The 19,083-nt window shown below is 51.6% G+C and carries 19 protein-coding genes, 1 tRNA gene and 1 pseudogene; 7 read left to right on the top strand and 14 right to left on the bottom strand.

Going from position 1 to position 19,083, the window contains the following annotated elements; all coding sequences use genetic code 11:
- Nucleotides 1–8 precede the first annotated feature (8 nt).
- Entirely contained in the window at nucleotides 9–899 is an 891-nt protein-coding gene (gene iolE / locus AB8809_RS15910; RefSeq protein ID WP_015839616.1) for a myo-inosose-2 dehydratase, read from the top strand.
- Between the two features lie 87 nt (nucleotides 900–986).
- Nucleotides 987–1,823, top strand: coding sequence for a 5-deoxy-glucuronate isomerase (gene iolB, locus AB8809_RS15905; protein WP_349854919.1), 837 nt, complete (start codon nucleotides 987–989; stop codon nucleotides 1,821–1,823).
- A gap of 116 nt (nucleotides 1,824–1,939) precedes the next feature.
- Here iolB and AB8809_RS15900 read toward each other — a convergent pair whose 3' ends face one another.
- From AB8809_RS15900 to AB8809_RS15865, 8 genes are all read right to left on the bottom strand, one after another.
- Complete coding sequence (locus tag AB8809_RS15900; protein WP_349854917.1) at nucleotides 1,940–2,260, bottom strand: type II toxin-antitoxin system RelE/ParE family toxin; 321 nt, start codon at nucleotides 2,258–2,260, stop codon at nucleotides 1,940–1,942.
- Entirely contained in the window at nucleotides 2,260–2,538 is a 279-nt protein-coding gene (locus tag AB8809_RS15895; RefSeq protein ID WP_181829439.1) for a type II toxin-antitoxin system ParD family antitoxin, read from the bottom strand. Before AB8809_RS15895 ends, AB8809_RS15900 begins: the two co-directional genes overlap by 1 nt.
- Nucleotides 2,539–2,614: 76 nt before the next feature.
- Entirely contained in the window at nucleotides 2,615–3,304 is a 690-nt protein-coding gene (locus AB8809_RS15890; protein ID WP_205946851.1) for an ABC transporter ATP-binding protein, read from the bottom strand.
- Between the two features lie 21 nt (nucleotides 3,305–3,325).
- Entirely contained in the window at nucleotides 3,326–5,023 is a 1,698-nt protein-coding gene (locus AB8809_RS15885) for an iron ABC transporter permease (protein ID WP_349854915.1), read from the bottom strand.
- Complete coding sequence (locus AB8809_RS15880) at nucleotides 5,007–6,056, bottom strand: Fe(3+) ABC transporter substrate-binding protein (protein WP_256599710.1); 1,050 nt, start codon at nucleotides 6,054–6,056, stop codon at nucleotides 5,007–5,009. Before AB8809_RS15880 ends, AB8809_RS15885 begins: the two co-directional genes overlap by 17 nt.
- 233 nt (nucleotides 6,057–6,289) lie before the next feature.
- The gene (locus tag AB8809_RS15875; RefSeq protein ID WP_349854913.1) at nucleotides 6,290–7,129 is read right to left on the bottom strand and encodes a PRD domain-containing protein; all 840 of its coding nucleotides are present in this window, start codon (nucleotides 7,127–7,129) and stop codon (nucleotides 6,290–6,292) included.
- A gap of 69 nt (nucleotides 7,130–7,198) precedes the next feature.
- The gene (locus AB8809_RS15870; protein WP_349854911.1) at nucleotides 7,199–8,662 is read right to left on the bottom strand and encodes a family 1 glycosylhydrolase; all 1,464 of its coding nucleotides are present in this window, start codon (nucleotides 8,660–8,662) and stop codon (nucleotides 7,199–7,201) included.
- Nucleotides 8,662–10,533: a beta-glucoside-specific PTS transporter subunit IIABC gene (locus AB8809_RS15865; RefSeq protein WP_349854909.1), complete on the bottom strand. Its 1,872-nt coding sequence runs from the start codon at nucleotides 10,531–10,533 to the stop codon at nucleotides 8,662–8,664. Before AB8809_RS15865 ends, AB8809_RS15870 begins: the two co-directional genes overlap by 1 nt.
- Before the next feature lie 439 nt (nucleotides 10,534–10,972).
- Between AB8809_RS15865 and AB8809_RS15860 the strand changes: the two genes are divergently transcribed.
- The gene (locus AB8809_RS15860) at nucleotides 10,973–12,019 is read left to right on the top strand and encodes a sensor domain-containing diguanylate cyclase (RefSeq protein WP_349854907.1); all 1,047 of its coding nucleotides are present in this window, start codon (nucleotides 10,973–10,975) and stop codon (nucleotides 12,017–12,019) included.
- Between the two features lie 29 nt (nucleotides 12,020–12,048).
- Here the strand turns inward: AB8809_RS15860 and AB8809_RS15855 are convergent, their stop codons facing one another.
- From AB8809_RS15855 to AB8809_RS15840, 4 genes are all read right to left on the bottom strand, one after another.
- On the bottom strand, nucleotides 12,049–12,855 hold the full coding sequence (locus AB8809_RS15855) for a hypothetical protein (protein ID WP_349854905.1): 807 nt from the start codon (nucleotides 12,853–12,855) through the stop codon (nucleotides 12,049–12,051).
- Nucleotides 12,856–12,962: 107 nt separating this feature from the next.
- Nucleotides 12,963–13,415 (bottom strand): hypothetical protein, encoded by a 453-nt coding sequence (locus AB8809_RS15850; protein ID WP_181829447.1) that lies wholly within the window; start codon nucleotides 13,413–13,415, stop codon nucleotides 12,963–12,965.
- 587 nt (nucleotides 13,416–14,002) lie between these two features.
- On the bottom strand, nucleotides 14,003–14,341 hold the full coding sequence (locus AB8809_RS15845; RefSeq protein ID WP_015839627.1) for a DUF1869 domain-containing protein: 339 nt from the start codon (nucleotides 14,339–14,341) through the stop codon (nucleotides 14,003–14,005).
- Nucleotides 14,342–14,351: 10 nt separating this feature from the next.
- Nucleotides 14,352–14,684 carry a DUF1971 domain-containing protein gene (locus AB8809_RS15840; RefSeq protein WP_015839628.1) on the bottom strand — a complete coding sequence of 111 codons (333 nt, stop codon included), beginning with the start codon at nucleotides 14,682–14,684 and terminating at the stop codon, nucleotides 14,352–14,354.
- Between the two features lie 380 nt (nucleotides 14,685–15,064).
- Between AB8809_RS15840 and AB8809_RS15835 the strand changes: the two genes are divergently transcribed.
- Complete coding sequence (locus AB8809_RS15835) at nucleotides 15,065–15,655, top strand: flavin reductase family protein (protein WP_015839629.1); 591 nt, start codon at nucleotides 15,065–15,067, stop codon at nucleotides 15,653–15,655.
- Between the two features lie 2 nt (nucleotides 15,656–15,657).
- Here the strand turns inward: AB8809_RS15835 and AB8809_RS15830 are convergent, their stop codons facing one another.
- Nucleotides 15,658–16,602 carry a LysR family transcriptional regulator gene (locus tag AB8809_RS15830; RefSeq protein ID WP_349854902.1) on the bottom strand — a complete coding sequence of 315 codons (945 nt, stop codon included), beginning with the start codon at nucleotides 16,600–16,602 and terminating at the stop codon, nucleotides 15,658–15,660.
- A gap of 141 nt (nucleotides 16,603–16,743) precedes the next feature.
- Here AB8809_RS15830 and AB8809_RS15825 point away from each other — a divergent pair, with 141 nt between their 5' ends.
- From AB8809_RS15825 to AB8809_RS15815, 3 genes and pseudogenes are all read left to right on the top strand, one after another.
- Nucleotides 16,744–17,133: a RidA family protein gene (locus tag AB8809_RS15825; RefSeq protein WP_180777250.1), complete on the top strand. Its 390-nt coding sequence runs from the start codon at nucleotides 16,744–16,746 to the stop codon at nucleotides 17,131–17,133.
- A gap of 150 nt (nucleotides 17,134–17,283) precedes the next feature.
- Complete coding sequence (locus AB8809_RS15820) at nucleotides 17,284–18,243, top strand: zinc-binding alcohol dehydrogenase family protein (protein WP_349854900.1); 960 nt, start codon at nucleotides 17,284–17,286, stop codon at nucleotides 18,241–18,243.
- Between the two features lie 286 nt (nucleotides 18,244–18,529).
- Nucleotides 18,530–18,790: pseudogene (locus tag AB8809_RS15815) on the top strand (transposase); the annotation flags it as partial.
- Nucleotides 18,791–18,982: 192 nt separating this feature from the next.
- On the opposite strand, the gene AB8809_RS15810 reads toward AB8809_RS15815, so the two are convergent.
- A tRNA-Asn gene (locus AB8809_RS15810) sits at nucleotides 18,983–19,058 on the bottom strand.
- Nucleotides 19,059–19,083: the final 25 nt, after the last annotated feature.

Genomic DNA, 19,083 nt, shown 5'->3' with positions numbered 1-19,083 from the left:
GACATAACATGACCGTTCAACTTGGTATTAATCCACTCACCTGGACAAATGACGACCTGCCTTCTCTGGGCGCGGACACGCCGCTGGAAACCTGCCTGAGTGAAGGGCGGCAGGCAGGCTTCGCCGGTTTTGAATTAGGTAATAAATTCCCACGTCAGGCCAGCGTGCTGGGACCGATCCTGCAAGCGCACGATTTGCGTTTAGTCTCCGGCTGGTATTCCGGTGAACTGCTCACTCGTTCAGTAGAAGAAGAGATTGAAGCGGTGCAGGGGCATCTGGCGTTATTGCGCGATCTCGGTGCGACGGTGCTGGTGTTTGCCGAAGTCACGGGCGCGATTCACGGCGATCAACAAAAACCGGTCCATCTGCGTCCGCGTTTCCCGGAGGAGCGCTGGCCGGAATACGGTAAAAAGCTGACCGAATTTGCGCGCTACACGCAAAGTCAGGGCGTGCAGATTGCCTATCATCACCATATGGGAACGGTGATTGAAAGTGCGCAGGACGTGGATAATCTGATGGAACATACCGGACCAGAGGTGGGGCTGTTGCTGGATACTGGCCACCTGACGTTTGCCGGTGCCGATCCGGTGGCAGTGGCGAAGCGCTGGATTAGCCGCATCAATCATGTCCACTGCAAAGATATTCGCCCAGATGTGCTGAAAGATGTGAAAAACCGCAAGACCAGCTTCTTAGACGCGGTGCTGAGCGGTGTCTTTACTGTACCGGGCGACGGTTGCGTGGATTATCCGGCGGTGTTCAGCATTCTGAAAGCCAATCATTACAGCGGGTGGCTGGTGGTCGAAGCGGAACAAGATCCGGCCGTTGCGCATCCGCTGACGTATGCGACGCTGGGCTACAATAACTTGCAGCGTTTCGCCCAACAGGCGGAATTGATCTGACTTGTGGAGATATACCCCGCGTATTCACGCTGCCGGCCAACCAACATGCAGGCAGCGTGAAGTTGGGGTAGATATGGAGGCAAAAAAATGTCCCGACTCTTATCACGCCATCGTGCCCCTGACGAACATGGCCGTACGCAGCACATCACGCCGGAAACGGCAGGCTGGCGCTATGTGGGATTCGATGTGTATCAACTGGTACCGGAACAGGTGCTATCGCTGCCTGCCAGCGACAACGAGCGCTGTCTGGTGCTGGTGAGCGGCAAAGCGACGGTTGTCACCCCGAGTGAGCGCTTCGAGCAGATTGGCGACAGAATGAGCCCGTTTGAGCGTAGAAAACCCTATGCAGTTTATGTCACGACGGGAGAGACGGTGATGGTAACGGCGCACACCGCGCTGGAACTGGCGGTTTGTGCCGCACCGGGGCTTGGCACGCACCCAACCCGACTGATTGCACCGCAGGATATCGACGCCGAACAGCGCGGTGTCGGCAATAATCAGCGCTATGTACATAACATTTTGCCCGAAGACAAAGCAGCAGACAGCCTGTTGGTGGTCGAAGTGTACACCGATGAAGGTTGCACCAGTTCTTACCCTAGCCACAAGCACGATGTCGATAATCCGCCGCAGGAAACCTATCTGGAAGAAACGTACTATCATCGTTTGAACCCAGGGCAGGGGTTCTGTCTGCAACGCGTCTATACCGATGACCGTTCATTAGATGAATGCATGGCGGTATACGATAAAGACGTGGTGCAGGTGCCACGTGGCTACCACCCGGTCGCCACCATCGCAGGCTATGACAGCTATTACCTAAATGTGATGGCTGGTCCTACGCGTCAGTGGCGCTTTACCTGGGAAGCGGACCACCAGTGGATCAACAGCCCCGAGTATGCGGCTAAACACGGACAGGGCAAAGCGTAGCGATACTGATAAACGAGCTTAAGAATGGGGAGTGGCTTATGGATAACCAGTAGGCTGCTGCCCTATCATCTGGGGGAGATGAATGCTTGGGAGAATAGTTGGCTAACTAGACATTTTTAATCCGCTTCATCTGCCCGCAAGTCGCTTTCATAATCCTGACCGCCATGCCAAATACCCAGAACCGTTACTGTGCTTTTTTCTTCATCCACCATAAAAGCAATAAGTGTTTTTTTACGATGATTGGTAACACGCAGCCCAGGTAAAATATCGCTGCGTTGGTTTCCTCTTTCGGGGAATAACTCAAGCGATTCACAGTAACTGACAATACTTTCGGTATAGCTGAGTGCGGTTTTAGGGGAGGCGACTTTCGCTATATAGCGGTACAGTGCTGCCAGTTGTTCTCCCGCTTCCGGTGCGAATACTACCCTGTAATCCATTACTCTTCTCCGGTCATCTTCCTGAACTCGGCTTTTAATCTGTTCCTAATTTCACTACTGCTGAGGCTTTCTGTTTCACCGCGTTGCAGTGCGTTCCAGGCGGGAACGACTTGTTCCTGCAGCCAATTCTCTACTGCATTATCGCGTGCAATCAACGCTCGAAGTCCTTCTCGAATAACCTCACTTTCTGACGCATATTCACCGCTGGCAACTCGGGCTTTCACCTGAGCAGCCATTTCATTCGGTAGCGTTATACTCATTTGTTGTGTTGTTCTCATTGCCTACCCCTTGAACTTACCGATAGGATTTAATCATACTCATTATTTCCCATGTTGTCAGGGGCGAACCACTGAATCAAGCCTCTCGGTTCTCCGAAATATTATCGAGTTTACCTTCTTTCAAATAGCCAATATGGCTGGCCATCAGCTCGGCTTCCTGTTCGCTGTGTGTGACGAGAAGCGCGGTTTGTCCGGCATCACGCAGAATGTCACGCACTTCCTGCCCCAGTCTTTTGCGGCTGTCGGGGTCGAGGCTGGATAGCGGCTCGTCGAGCAGCAGCACGGCAGGCTGCGGGGCCAATGCCCGTGCGAGCGCGATTCGCTGCTGTTGTCCGCCGGACATCTCATGCGGGTAGCGCTGCGCCAGAGAGGCAAGATCGACCAGTTCAAGCATGGCGCGGACGCGTGAGTGTTGTAGATCTTTCGGCTGTTTTCTCAGGCCAAAGGCAATATTCTGCGCGGCGGTCAGATGGGGAAACAGCGCATAGTCCTGAAACACCATCCCGACGTTGCGCTGTTCCGGTGGCAGATGTACGTCTGGGCCGGCCACACAGCGTCCGCCGACGTGAATCGTTCCCTGAGTCAGATGCTCAAAACCTGCGATCGCGCGTAAAGCGGTAGTTTTACCGCACCCTGATGCCCCCAGCAGGCAGGCCAGTTCACCGGCGGCAACCTGCATGGAAAAACCGTTCAGCACGTGATGAAAATTATGCTTGTGCCCGTAGGCGACGTGGACATTGTTCAGAACGAGTGTAGCCTCAGACACCTTGACTCTTCCTCATGATTTTCATTCTTTCTCAACCGATGTTTTTAGCTGACTGCGGGCCAACAGCACGACGGGGAGCGTGCCCGCCATCACAATCAGCAATGCGGCAATGGCGCCTTCTTCATAGGTTCCTCTGGCCGCTTCGGCATAGAGGACGGTTGCCAGCGTCTCGAAATTGACCGGGCGCAGCAGCAGCGTGGCGGGAAGTTCTTTCATCGAGTCGGCAAACACTAACAGCGCACTGGTCACCAGCGCCGGGCGCAGCAGGGGAAGGTGTACGCGGAAAAACGTGACGAATTCACTTTCGCCCAGCAAACGCGATGCCTGTTCCATGACGGGAGGAATGCGCGTCAGTCCGGCATCAAGCGCGCCAATTCCAATCGCCATAAAGCGAATGGCGCAGCAGATCACCAGCAGAATTCCGGCAGAAAGCAGGGGTAATCCCTTGTAGCCTAGCAAGTCGGCGAGGAAATTATCCGTCGCCATACCGGGCGTCAGCAGGCCAATCGCCAACACGGTACCGGGCACGGCATAGCCCAGCGAGGCGATTCTCAGTATCGTGCGGCGGCGTTCCGGTGAGCGGTCGGTGATAGCCGAATGGCGGGCGTACCACGCAATAATCAGGCTCACGACGGTGACGACCACCGTGACGCCAACGGCCAGCAGCAGCGAGTTCTGTAATGACCGTATCAGACCAGCGGAGATCGTTACGCTATCGCCCAGTCGTTTCGCGCTTTCCCAGGCCAGAAAGAGGGCAGGGGCGATGAAGCCGAGCAGAATAGGTAACGCCGTCGCGCAGGTTGCCAGCCAGGCGCGAACCCCTTTCAACGGCGCGGGCATGATGCCGCGCATCTGTCGGCTGGTGCCATAGCGCTGGTTTTTCCGGCCGTAATATTCCAACGTTAGCAGCAGGATGACTACCGTCAGCATGGTGCAGGCGATTTGTGCTGCCGCAGGTAAATCCGAACGAGTAACCCAGGTGGTGTAAACCGTGACGGTCAGCGTATTTACGCCCAGAAACTCGGAAGCGCCAATGTCATTCAGCGTTTCCAGCAAGGCCAGACTGGTGCCAACGGCCAGCGCGGGGCGCGCCATCGGCAGTGCAACGTGCAGAAAAGTGCCCGTTGCACTCAACCCCAGCGTGCGTGCGGCTTCCAGCAGGTGTGCGGGCTGGCTGATAAACATCGCCCGCATGGTCAGATAAACGTACGGATAGAGCACCAGACCGAGTAGCAGAATCGCACCCGTCATGGATCGCAGATCCGGCAAGCGGAACTGACGCGGACTGTCGTAGCCCAGCAGGCTGCGGATCGCTTCCTGAATCGGCCCAATCGGATGCAACAGATCGAGCCAGGCAAAAGCGACAATGTAGGTTGGCATCGCCAGCGGTAACAGCAGTGCCCAGCTAAATAGCTGTCGGCCGGGAAAATCAAACGCGGTCACCAGCCAGGCGCAGCCTGCGCCAATCACCATGACCAGCACGCCGACGCCGAGAAGGAGGATCACTGTATTGAGCGCGGCATCGGGCAGTACGTAGCGCATTAGGTGATCCCAATGGCCGACTCCCGCGCCTGCGGCTAACCAAAGCAGGGAAACCAGCGGAGCCAGTACACCGAGTGCAATGATAACGGCAGCGATGCGAAGCGGAGAAAAAAAGAGGCGCGGCCGCCCGAAGGCGCCGCGCAGGGTTGACGAACCGGTCTTATTGATCGAATCCAACTTTATCTACCAACTGACTGGCCTGTTTACGGAATTTAACGATGTCGGTCAGCGGGATGCTATCGATATCCACTTCGCCGATCGTGCTGCCAATGGTGGAATCCAGCGTGACGCCTTTGCGAACCGGATACTCATAGTTTGCCTGTGCGTAGAGTTGCTGAGCCGGTGCAGAAACCAGATATTCCATCAATTTCACTGCCTGATCTTTATGCGGTGCATGGCGTGCAACGGCTGCGCCAGTGATATTGACGTGCGTGCCGCCGTTTTCGAATTTAGGCTGAACCACTTTGATGGCATCGCCCCATTTACGGGCGTCGGTGCCTTCTTTGGCATTCTTCATGTGGCCAACATAGTAAGAGTTCGCCAGACCTACATCGCAGATGCCGCCGAGGATATCGCGCGCGACGTCGCGGTCACCACCGGTGGCTTTACGCGCCAGATTGTCTTTCACACCGCGCAGCCAGGTTTCAGTCTTGGCTTCGCCGTGGTGCGCAATCATTGCGGCTACCAGCGCGGTATTGTAAGGGTGTTGACCTGCACGGATACACACTTTGCCTTTCCATTTTGGATCGGCCAGATTTTCGTACGTAATGCCGGTCAGCGGCAGTGATTTTTCTGCATAGAGCACGCGGGAACGCATCGACAGACCAAACCACTGGTTGTCTTTGTCGCGTAGCGCAGCCGGAATGACCTCGGTTAATGTGCTGGACTGAATCGGCTGTGTGACACCGGCTTCGACCAGATCGATCAGGTTACCGGCATCAACGGTCATCAGCAGGTCAGCTGGTGAGTTTTGGCCTTCGGCTTTCACACGCTCCAGCATACCGTCTTTGATGAACACGGTATTGACTTTAACCGACGTCTCTTTAGTGAACGCATCCAGCAGCGGCTGAATCAGGCCGGGCTCACGTGTGGTATAGAGGGTCAGAGAGTCATCTGCTGCGGCAGCAGGCAGGGCGTAGGCAACCATCAGCGATGAAGCCAGCGTCAGCAGGCGCGCTTTTTTGCGCAGAACGGACAGCGTTTTTGACATGTTATTATCTTCTCCAGAGTGAATGTGATGCGTAAATTAATAAAATAAGGAGATATTTTCGGTAGGTGACAAAAACTATATATGATAATCACTCTTGTTTGCAATCTCATTAGTGCTTGCGCGTTGTTATCGTGATGGGGGTCAACATAAGCACCTATCGAGGCGGCCTGTGGCCTTATTGATCTGTATGTTGGCAAAAGCAGCTAGGGGGGATGACCATGATGAGATGGGTGCTACGGCGTCTGGCTTTCGGCCAGCCTGCTGATATGAATGGTGAGCCAGGTGAGCTCTTCTTTCGGTAAGGCCATTTGATATTTTTCCTGCACGTAATCCCTGATGGCCCAGGAAATCGCCATCGCTTCAGGGTAGTGTTTTAGCAGCTCCTGATAGAAATCGTCCGTGCGCCCCGGTGCGATTTTGCGGGCAATCACCCGTTCGGAAAAATAGCGCAGATGGGTGATAAAGCGAAGGTAATCGACGGCGTTGACGTCGATATTCTTATTGAGTTTGTAGCGAACAATTTCCGCCAGACGATTCACTAACTGGACCTGCTGATGGGCATCGGCAATTTCGGCGCTGCCAGCGGCATTAATGAGGTGAAACGCGATGTTGACGGCTTCGTCATCAGGCAGCGTGACGTTAAAGCGCGCCGACACGCGGTCTTTTGCCTGCACGCCGATGGTGTACTCTTTTTGGTAATAGCGTTTGACTTCCCAACTGAGCTTATTGACGAAGTGGTTGCCCGTTTTGCTGCGTTCAACCGCGAAATAGAGATGTTCCGCCAGCGTAAAGAACAGCACCGAATTAAGCTTTTCGGCGTACTGACTTTGCGCCAGCGTGACAATCTCATGCGTGATGTCAAAAAAAGCCGCAGGAATCGTGTCGGTCAATGAAAGGAAATGCCGTGATTTCAGGTTTTCCAGTGGAATGAAAACCTGCTCAACATGCGTCACATCAATCAACGAACCGGGTCTGGCACCAAATCCGATGCCTTTGCCCAACAGGATCATCTCCTGCTGTTCATGATCGACTAACAGCATGCTGTTGTTTAACGCTTTTTTCACTTTAATCACGCTGGTTTCCTAATCACGGTGACTTCCCGATCGCGACAGATCGCTGCAACGACACATACGGCCTGCCTGTTAGGTGAGGTCGGCGCCATTTGTCGCAATCACCTTCTGATACCAGTAGAACGAATCCTTTCTCAGACGCGCCAGTGAGCCGTTGCCTTCGTCATCCTGATCGACATAGATAAACCCATAGCGTTTTGACATCTGTGAGGTGCCCGCGCTGATGATGTCAATCGCTCCCCAACTGGTGAACCCCAGCAGTTCAACGCCTTCACCAATCGCTTCACGCATTTGCTCGAAATGTGAACGGAAGTAGTCAACGCGGTAAGGATCGTGGATTTTACCGTTCTCGACAACGTCTTTTGCGCCCAGGCCATTTTCGACAATAAACAGCGGCTTCTGGTAGCGATCGTAAAGTTCCAGCAGGGAGATTTTTAGCCCGATAGGGTCGATCTGCCATCCCCAGTCTGAGGCTGGCAGATACGGGTTTTTCACGCCCAGAACGGTATTTCCTGGGATTCTTTCGGCGTCCGGCTGCGTAGATTCGGTGAGCGACATGTAATAGCTGAACGACACAAAATCCACGGTGTGCTGCTTGAGAATAGCCAGATCGTCAGGCTGCATGGTGATATGGATACCGCGTCGTTCAAGGTCACGCTTAATGAGCGGTGGATACTCGCCGAATACCTGCACATCGGCATAGAAATAGTTTTCGAGGTTTTTTTTCAGTGCAGCTTCGACGTCTTCTGGACGACAGGAGTGAGGATAGGTCGTCAGCTTGGTCAGCATGCAACCCACCTGGCTGCCGGGGATTTTTTTATGGCAGTCGCGGGTGACGATGGCCGATGCCACAAACTGGTGGTGCAGCCCCTGATAAATATCCTGTTTGGCTTGTCCCGGAGCGCTTTTCTCTTCACGAATACCCGCTGTGGTAAACGGGTGGCGATGGATACTGTCGATCTCGTTAAAGGTCAGCCAGTAGCGAACGAGATCCTTATAACGATCGAAGCAGACATTGCTGAAGCGCACGAAGGCATCCAGCACGTTACGGTGCACCCAGCCATTGTATTTCTCACTCAGCGCCAGCGGCATTTCATAATGTGAAAGCGTCACCAGCGGTTCGATGTCGTGCTTGCGCATCTCGCGGAACAGATCGTCGTAAAACTGCAAGCCGGCTTCATTCGGTTCGCTGTCTTCTCCGGTTGGAAAGATGCGCGACCAGGCAATAGAAACGCGCAGCACCTTAAAGCCCATTTCGGCAAACAGCGCCAGATCGCCTTGGTAGCGGTGGTAGAAATCGATGCCGCGCCGTTTGGGATAGAAAGCATCATTTTTGCCGTTGAACGCATCGGCAACGTTGTCGTCCGTTAGCGCCATGTGGGCATGGTAATTTTTCAGATCGAGATTCGGTTTCCAGGTAATGGCGTCCGCGACCGACGGCCCCTTGCCGTCTTCATTCCATGCGCCTTCGGCCTGATTGGCGGCAATTGCGCCGCCCCATAAAAAGTGTTCCGGGAATGCGATATTTTTATCCATTACACAGACTCCTTTAAGGTCATGATGATGGTGTGGGGAGAGAGGACGGCATCAGTAGCTTCTGGTATCACGCGGAAGCGCTCGCTGTTGGTGATAACCATCATGACAACGGGATCGTAACCCGCGGCGATGAGGCTATCGAGGTCAAATTCAACGAGGACATCGCCGGTATTAACCTGTTGGCCAGCCGTGACTTTTGGCTGAAAGCCCTGACCGTTGAGTTTGATGGTATCGATGCCGATATGGAAAATCAGTTCGGCACCGCTGTCGGTGAGCATACTGACGGCATGGCCCGTTTCAAATACGTTCTCAATCGTGCCGCTCGCCGGGGCGTAGAGCACGCCTTTTTCGGGGATGATGGCAACGCCATCCCCCATGATACGTTTGGAGAAAATTTCATCGTTTACGCTTTCCAGCGGGATCACTTTTCCTTCAATCGGGCTGGCGAACTGGCACTCAGCGATAGTGCGAAGGGCTTCTTCTTCCTCTACCGCAGCGACGGGTTTTTCTTCCCGCCAGAGGAACAGCGCGGAGAGAAAGGCGATGGCAAAAGAGAGCGCCGCCCCGGCGATGGCATAGACGATATTCCAGCTATTTTCCGGCGAGACAAACATGGAGATGCTAGCCAGACCGGGACCAACCAGCGCAAAGGCTTCAATCGCCATCCAGCCGATAAACGCGCCGCCGACCAGGCTACCTGCCAGCACGCTGTAGAGTGCTTTTTTATTCAGCAGCGTGATCCCGTATAGCGCGGGTTCAGTAATGCCGAACAGGGCGGAAATACCCGCTGAAAGCGCCGTCGATTTTAACGTTTTGTCTTTGCTTTTGAGGGCTATCGCCATACAGGCACCGGATTCGGCAATGTTGTGTGCAAGCGATGCGGGTAGGTAAAGCATTTCCTTACCAAATTGACTCATGGAGGAAACGGCATAAGGCAACATTGGTTTATGCATCCCCGATGCCACCATGAATGGTAGCGCGGCAGCGAGCAACGCCGTCGCCACAAAGCCCAATTTGCTGTACAGCCAGAGGATCGCCGTCGCCAGACCTGCGCCGAGTTCATAACCGAGCGGGCCAAGAACCAGCAATGTGACGGGAACGGTGACCAGCAGCGAGAGCATGGGTGACAGGAAAATACGCAGAGCGCTCGGCGAGTAACGGTTGAAGATCTTTTCGGTTTGCGCATAGAAAATAACGCACAGAATCGCCGGGAAAACCTGCGAGGCGTAAGCGACATTTTTCAGATCGAGAGAGAGAAATTCCGCGCCTTCCGCCAGCTGTTTAGACATGGCAGGCAACACCATGACAGAGACGGCGGAAACGGCGACCAGCACATTGACTTTCAGCTTCATCGCGGTCGTGATTCCCACCAGAATCGGCAGAAAATAGAGCGGTGCGGAGCCGATGTTATCCAGCACTTTGTAGGTTGAGCTGTCTTTGGTGAGCCAGCCGAGCAGATCCAGCAGCAGCAACAGCGATTTGAGCACGCCGCCGCCAGCAATCGCAGGAACCAGAGGCTGAAAAACGCTGATGATAAAGTCGATAACAAAAGCCGTGCGGTTGGTTTTTGCCGGCACGGTGCGGTCCGTTTTCTTACGGCCTGCGGCGAGGTTCTGCACCGCGTCATACACCTGCATGACTTCGCTGCCGATGATCACCTGACACTGGACGTTGACCCGAACGCCCAGCACGCCCGGCACTTTTTCCAGTTCGCGCTGGTTCACCTGACTATTGTCATAAAGGCTCAGCCGTAGCCGCGTAGAGCAGTGTTCAATGTGCTCAATGTTATCAATCCCGCCGACGAATGTGATGATTTTTTCCGCGGTGGTGGCATAGACTGTCGCGTTATTATCTGCTGCTGTTTGGCTCATACGACGCTTCCCCTGATCCAGAAACGAAAAAAGACCTGAAGCTCCTCCCACGGTGTTGAGTGGGATAGCTTCAGGTCTTGCCTAGAAAACTAGTTACACGCCTGTGCTGCTGTTGTAAGTCCTTGTATGCAGGAAAGTCAAACAGATCGTGCAGCCTTGATGGGTAAGTGTGATGACAATAGCAGAACCGAAGGGGGAGCATGACGGGGGTGATGTATTTCGGGCATGTTGAATAAAATATGGCGTTTTTTAACCGATGATAAACCACGGGACGAGGTAAACTCGCAAAGCGCAAGTGGGCGGACGAGAGGCGAAAAGCAAGTATGATTTCTATAGTATGGCGAAATCATCAGTTTGCATGGATGATAGATTGATGTACGCCCTGTGTTATGTATCTTTTTGTTTTTATGTATAAATAAACTCGATGGAATCGATTTTTATGACTGATAATTTGCTTTCTCACCTCTCGAACGCATTACGTTCAGAGGATACCTTCGAGGGGCTCGTTCGCCAGTTATTAGTCATGCTGGAACTGGTCACCGATCTGGAATCGACTTACCTGACGCAGGTTGACACCGAAGCGGGTTTCCAAAATATCCTGTTTGCTCACAACACGAAAACGCTCAATATTCCTGAAGGTGCTTCGGTGCCGTGGCATGACACGCTGTGCAAACGGGCGTTGGATGAAGGGCAAAGTTACACGCCTAATGTGGCTGAATGCTGGGGAGATTCGGAGACGGCGAAAGCGTTGGGCATCATCACCTATGCCAGTACACCGGTACGCATGGAAGATGGGCAGTTGTATGGCACACTCTGTGCCGCAAGCTCCGATCATAAGCCGCTGACGACTAAGGGTGAACAAATCCTGAGTTTATTCGCGCAGCTTATTGCTCAGCAAGTGCAGAAAGAGTGGCTGGTGCAGCAGTTAACAGCCGCAAATGTCGCGTTACATGAATATTCTTATACCGATTCACTAACCGGATTGCTTAACCGCCGAGGCGTATTTTATTCTCTGGAAGCACTGTTTTCTCAGGCCAAGAATGACCATCAGCATGCGCTTATTGTGTTCATTGATCTCGACGGCTTTAAGAAAATTAACGACCAGTTCAGTCATGAAGCGGGTGATATCTTCTTACAAGAAGTGGGTCAGCGTTTGCTTATGTGGGGCAACCCAGGCGATGTTGTCGGGCGTCTCGGTGGTGATGAGTTTGTTTTTGCCCGTATGATAAACGTTGCGCCGGGAGAGAACGAGCGTGTGATTGCTTGCTTCAGAGATGACATTACGCCCTTGTTACAGGGGAATTATTCTCTCGGTACGGTCAGTATTGACTATTTGGGGGCCAGCATCGGGATCGCCACGGCAGACCCTTCCGTCGAGGAGCCTGATGGCGTGATCCGCCGGGCTGATGCTGCAATGTACGCCAATAAAGTCACGCGCAAAAAAGATGAAGCCCGCGCTTTTGACGTCATCACAGCACAATCGTGAATGCCTGTGCAGAGGTCATCATCTGCTTATCAGGCATCTTTGGTTGCATCCAGAGTGAGTTTGCCATCTTCTAAGTGAAGTTTGGTGGGGGAAAGGAGTTCAAACAGGCGGTTGAACGGATCGGCGTCTTTGCCTGATTCCCCCGTCATAAAGTTGAAGTCCATTTCTATCAGGTACTTCAGACGTGGTACATAGCCTTCCGGTGCCTGCGCTTGTTCGATTAATGGCAGGCTCTCATGGTGCTCTAACACCATCTTGAAAAATTCGGTTTGCTTAAACTCGCCGCGATTCCACTCCAGTTTGCTTTGTGCCATGGCCATCGTGCGCCACACTTGCTCCTGGTCATAAGCTTCGCTCCAGGCCGCACGCCGCTCATTCACCGTAAAGGTTCCGCTGTCGTCATAGGTAATCAGCGCCAGCTGTTCACGAGACAGACCTTTGAAGGGGTTACTTCCTTGACCATTGGTATACGCTGTAGCTTGTTTCGCTCTGGCTAATCGCTCGGGGTCATCGCTATTGGGGACTTCCGCATCGTGCGCTTTCTTACCGCTGACATAGCTCATGCCGACCAGTTCATCATCCACGTTTCTGGCTCTGGTCGCCAATGTACTGCGGTCGCTTTTAGCATCTCTGGCTTCGGCCCTGACGGCGGCGTCGCTGAGCTGTTTTGCCAGCGTTGTAATGCCGCTATTCTTTTTATTTGAATAACCATCAGACGCCGTAGACGCGGACTGCGTGCCTTCGGATACGTTTTCCTGCTTTTTTATCGAGCGACTGTCATTGGTGGACTGCGTATCTGCCACAGTACTTTTTGAAAGGCCATTGAAGTTAATCATTCGTTCTTCTCACTCGTTGTGATTCAGGGATAAGTAACGACTCATGCTACTTATCCCTATTCATAAAAAATGCTTGAGTGGTTGCTCAGCTATTTTTAGTACGGGTGTTATCGCATGGTAATTTCTACATCTGAGTCGTGAGTATTGACGTTGGCATACGTCACTCTTAGGTTGCAGCGTGCGCCGTTGCTAGGCGTGGTGCTTTTAGTCCATTGGGGGATTTTATTTCCCAACACATACTTCACAGTATACGTCATATCAAACTGGCAAACTTTGGCCCCAACTTTGTAACGAACATGCATTGAACCAACGTCACTGATTGGATTGGAGATCGTATATTGATCTGAATCCCCAGACTTAACGCTTTCTTTTGGCTTCGGTGAAGCATTCGCCTGTGAGAAAATTTCCGCTGTTGTCGTCGGAGAAAAAACAGCGGCAGGGGCGGAGGATGCGCCAAGATTCTTAAAGGTGACATTGAATTTCGGGCCCGCATTAGCAGCTGCTGATGCAAAAAGGGCTGTCATTAACAGTGAGGACAACAGGATATTGCTTGATTTCATTTGAAAAAACTCCATGTATTTTCATCTGCGACCACAGTCTTTTTATTCTTTCTAACCGACTACGCGGAATACAACGCTGTGTGCTGTAGCCATAAACGCAGGCAGACCGCGTGATTTGATAATAAATCGGCATTATATAAAAAATGTTTAAGTATTTATGGTTATGTTAATAACACCTTATAGGTTTTTGAATTATATTTTCTTTCTTCGCTTATTTTGCTCACAATAACTATTATCGTGGTAATTATTATCGTGAATATCTCTATTTGCGGGATGGGGGGTATGCGTCTGGCCACCAGTTTCGCTTACTGAATGAGATAATCAGTTAATACTAACGTGACTGTACTTTTCAGGGTAGTGAGCGACACAGATAAAAAGAGTAATCATGTTGATGGTTGCAGTCGATAAGCCTGCGCTGCGGCGTGAATGACTGTTTTTAGTAATTGGAGAGTAGGGGGCAGGGGCGCTTGTTAAGTCAAAAGACATTCAGCGCCTGTTTTTTAATGAATACGGGTACTAAAGGTAACGCTTAAATTATTCGAACTGTGAAATAATCAGCAGCTTGAATAGTGTGGAGATCTATTGTTTTACCAGCCGCAAACGTTAGTCTCTTCATCTGCATCGTAACCACGTACGATATTAACCAGTTCTTTTACCGCTTCAGCCGAAATTGTCTTATCTTTTAATTCTTCGACCGTAGGGAGATCTTTATCAACGGACACGCCGTTATTGTTGTTCGTAACCGTCAGCAGAAAACCTTTTTTATTTTCGCTGGTTGACGACAGTTCGTTGAATAATTCCATAACTGCGCCTGCGGCGAAATCAGGCACATAAAAAGCCATCGGTTTGAGATAAACTTTCTCTGCCTTTTCCTTATTGTCACGGTTCAATAGTGTTAATGAATATCCTTTATTTTCACTTGTCATTATGTTTACCTCAACCTTCTATCAGAATTTTTGGATCGACATAAAAATCGACGTTGAATAGCGTATCATCAGATAACGCTTCGATTCTGTGCCATTTTTCTGGCGGAAATACGCCAAATTGTCCGGCTTCAATAGTCAGCGTTTCGACGGGGTCAGGACTGGTCTCATCGGCGTAACCATAATAACGAATTGTCCCTTGCATCACGCACAAGCGTGGGTAAACGCCTTGTCGTGTCCCTGCATCCAAATGACGCTGCCAGATAGACGCCGGTGCCGTTTCCTTTGTCCAAAAAGGCGTGGTACGAGTATGAACATAATTCGCGGGTATAACGATTCGTTCCATGTTTAAACCTCATGTTTTACCCAGCCATATGACGTGGCGGGAAGGAAAAATCATATAGTGCATATCATATACCTCTTTTAATGTTTGTGAATTACTTTCTGCTCATTAATTTTTTACACTGCCGAAGCAGTTTGCGGAAAGGCCGTATTATCAGGGAGAAACGTTTCTCCCTTTGATTATTTACCTCACCTGATTATAGGAGATAAAAACTAACATCAAGGAATAGTTACATTAAGTTATTTTTTTGATGTTCCCCTTATTAGGGATATTAAATGTAAAAAACACCCTAGCTGGTACTCAATTAGGGTTATTGTTAAAAATAAATCAAAAGAGTAAAAATGAAAAATATAACGCCACTCGATGATGAGGTTTTAACTCAAATGAAAAAGAACGTAAAACTCAGTTCATTTTATTATGGTTTTCCGGTTTTCCTTGTTACGACAACGGATAATAGCAACGGAAATATCAATGTTGCTTCTGTATCGTCGTCAATTTCTCTCGGCGATAAAATTATTATCGGTGTCACCAAAGGAAGTAAGACCTGTAGTAATTTATTATCCGGGTCTGATGTTGTGATTAATATTCCTGATTATAAACTTTGGGAGAAAGTTGAAGAACTCGGTAAGTTGACCGGGAGCGATACGCTATCTGAGGGGCAGATTAAATGGGGCGTTCAGGTATGCCACGATAAATTCTCCAAAGTCGGCCTTCACACTGAGTCTTCTCGCGATATTACGCCGCCTCGGGTGATTGAATGTCCTATTCAGGCGGAATGTAAAACCGTCAGCACGACGGACAAAGGCCGTTTTATTCTCGTTGAGCTGGATATTGTCAATGTCTGGGTGGATAGCGAGCTATTAGGAGCGAATGATGTTGTCGATTCGTCAAAATGGAAGCCTTTGATCTACAACTTCCGCGAATATGACACCACGGGTGATGCATTAGGCTTTAACTTTAAATACGGCCATTAATATTACGGAGACAACGCAGCTGTATTGTTTTCAGGAGGCAGCGTTGTCTCATGCTGCTGCATCAATTCAACGATCCAATCAATAAAAACTCGCAGCTTGGCGTTGACATGGCGGTTCGGCGGAAATGCCAGGTGCAGGGGCATTGGATTAATACGCCACTGTTCAAATAGCGGAATCAAGGCGCCACAAGCTTGATGTGCTGCCGCCATATAGACTGGCAGCGCAATTACGCCTAACCCAGCTAGCCCAGCTTCGAGGTAAGCATTGCCATCATCCACGGCAAGCACATAGCTGCTCTTGATTTCAATATGTTCACTCTCACCGTGCAGTACCAGAGAATCAATCTTGCCGGTGCGTGAGGACAAGAATCCCACGATGCGATGGTCAGTGTTTTCCAGCTCTCGCGGATGCGCAGGGGCGCCAAGGCGTTCCACATAACTGGGGGCGACGTAGACGCCGATTTGCAAATCGCCGACATGACGTGCGATCAGGGACTGATCGTTGATTTCGCCACCGCGCAGGACGCAATCCACGTTGTCGCCGATCAGGTCCACCACCCGGTCACTCACGCCCATGTCGAACTGGATATCAGGGTAGCGTGCGTGGAAAGCCGGTAGTGCTGGCACGAGCACAAGGCGGGCCAGCGGACTGGGCACATCCACCCGTAGCCGCCCCCTGGGCGTAATCGCCGCACTGGACAGGCTGTTTTCAGCATCCTCCATGTCCGCTAGCAGGCGGATGACGCGTTCATAGTAGACCGCACCATCGGGAGTCACACCGAGCTTGCGGGTAGTTCGATGGAGCAACTTGACGCGCAGGCGCGCTTCCAGCTGCTGAATAAGTTGCGTCACCGTGGTTTTGCTCATATGCAGCGTTTGGGCAGCTTTTGTGAAGCTACCTGCCTCCACCACGCGAGCAAAGGCGCGCATCGCATCGAAACGATCCATTCCTTCTCCTCTCTTTTCACCGATTGTTTGGATTTTACAAACAATGATGGACAAAGTCGCTTGTTTATCCGCCCGATCTAGCACCTGTAAAGTGTCTTTATATTCACCGGGCAGATTTCGCCCCATTGCAAAGGTACAAACATGACAGCACGCGAAGCAGTTTTTCCCTTCGGTCGGCAGGCGCTCTATGAGCGCAATCGCTATTCACCAGCCATCAAATCTAACGGGTTCTTGTTCGTTTCGGGGCAGGTTGGTAGCCGCGAGGATGGTTCGCCTGAACAGGATCTAAAAGCGCAGGTCAGGCTGGCATTCGATAACCTTAATGCCGTTCTCACAGCTGCGGGCTGCACGTTCGGTGACGTAGTTGACGTTACCCTCTTTGTCGTCGATCCCGAGTCAAACCTCGACGCTATCTGGAGTATCCTGCCAGAATATTGGGGGGAAGCGCCTTACCCTACGTTGACCGGGATCGGCGTGACGTGGCTTTACGGATTCAAATTTGAGATTAAGGTGATTGCTAGGCTGCCCTAAGCATTACAGGTCTTTCCGCCAGTCGAAAATTCAACAGGGCAGCCCGCGCTGCCTGTAGAGGCCACAGAGAGATTTCTGACATGCTATAGGCCGGAGCGGGGGGAGTTTGTCAGACTGGTCTGGATTTACTGATGAGACAGAGGAAAATTTATGAAAGCAGCGGTTTATGACGTGGAAGGCGCTCCCAGCGTCCTGAAATATGTCGATATCCCAGATCCGGTCACAGGGCCTGACGACATCCTGATTTCTGTCGAGGCTATCTCGATTGAAGGTGGAGATCTGATCAACCGCCGTTCAACTCCGCCACCTCTTCCTTCATGGGTCGTCGGCTACGCGGCCGCGGGCACTGTTGTTGCAGTTGGATCGAACGTTCGTAGCCGTACGATTGGGGACAGAGTCGCTGCTTTTAACATGCAGGGATCACATGCAGAACGCTGGGCTGTGCCCGCAGAACGAACCTGGCTTATACCAGATGGGGTGGATACGGCAGAAGCGGCGGTGTTACCGATTTCTTTTGGAACCGCATATCATTGCCTCTTCACTCGAGGCATGCTCCGGCGCGGAGAAACGGTTCTTATTCAGGCTGCCGCTGGTGGCGTGGGGCTCGCGGCCGTTCAGCTTGCTTCACAAGCAGGCGCGACGGTCATCGCCGTGGCAAGTGGAACGCAGCGAAGAAGCCGGTTGCTTGAACTTGGTGCCGATCATGTCGTGGATCGTGCAGAGAATAACGTCGTGGACAGTGTTCGGCAGTACACCCATGGCACCGGTGTTGACCTCGTCATCGATCCGGTAGGGACGACGTTGCCCGCTTCGCTTTCTGCGCTCGCTCCGGAAGGACGTCTCGTCTTCGTCGGTAATGCGGGCGGTGGCAGCCTGACTGTCGACTTGTGGCCGCCAATGCAGTCTAACCAGACACTCATGGGGGTATTCATGGGACCCCTTTTTGAAAGGCCCGGAGTTCGGGCAAGTGTGGACGACATGTTGCAGGCTGTAGCAGCAGGGCGCATCAGGGTTGTCATTGACCGCATCTTCCCCCTGGCCAACGCTGCCGCGGCCCACGAATTCGCCGAGACAGCGAAACCGCTTGGCCGCATCGTGATGAAGCCATGAGGCGCGTTTGACCAGTATGGGTGCGCTGGGCTAATTACTTGGTTCTGGTGTCAAGGCTAAGTTCAGATGCCAGGGGTAGGGCAAAGCTGAAATGTCCGCTCTGAGCCAGGAGCGGTCATAATTTTCCATACCAACTACATTGTAACAGGTGAGACTCCGTATCCCATTGCATAGAGTTTCGCCCGTCACCGCTCTCCCAACTCCGATTTGTTTCTCTGATAACTATACAGTTTCTTTCTCCCACGCATTCAAGACACTCAGCACGGAACGCTCATTCTATCCCCTAGTAGAACGGCATTTAATCCAGCCGGGTAAGCCAACATAGAATGGATTGATTGAGAGTTTTAACGGTCGCTTTCGCGATGAATGCCTGAATGAGCACTGGTTCAGCGATATTGCCCACGTCAGGGAAATCATTAATGCCTGGCTGCAGGACTATAACGAGTGTCGGCCACATTCAGCACTGAATTATCAGACACCGTCAGAGTTTGCGGCACGGTGGCGAAATGGGAAATTAGGCTGTAACAGAACAGATATTACTCACTGACAATGGTATCTAATACTGGGGTGGGGTCACACCATTATCGAACCAGAAAGACCCTAAATCTGACCACCACATTCTCCCAATGCAGAAGGAAAACGAAATATGTATCGGGAAGATTTTTCACGTGAAGGTATTGAATATAATGCTAAAAGCAAAAATCCCACTTAAGTTGCCTTAAGCGGGATTTTCTAAATTTGGCTCCTCTGACTGGACTCGAACCAGTGACATACGGATTAACAGTCCGCCGTTCTACCGACTGAACTACAGAGGAATCGTGTGAACGGGGCGCATGATAA

Origin of the sequence: Pectobacterium aroidearum (assembly GCF_041228105.1) — a bacterium.
GTDB lineage: Bacteria > Pseudomonadota > Gammaproteobacteria > Enterobacterales > Enterobacteriaceae > Pectobacterium > Pectobacterium aroidearum.
Note: the sequence above shows the minus strand (reverse complement) of the source record. Positions and strands in the feature narration are given on the sequence as shown.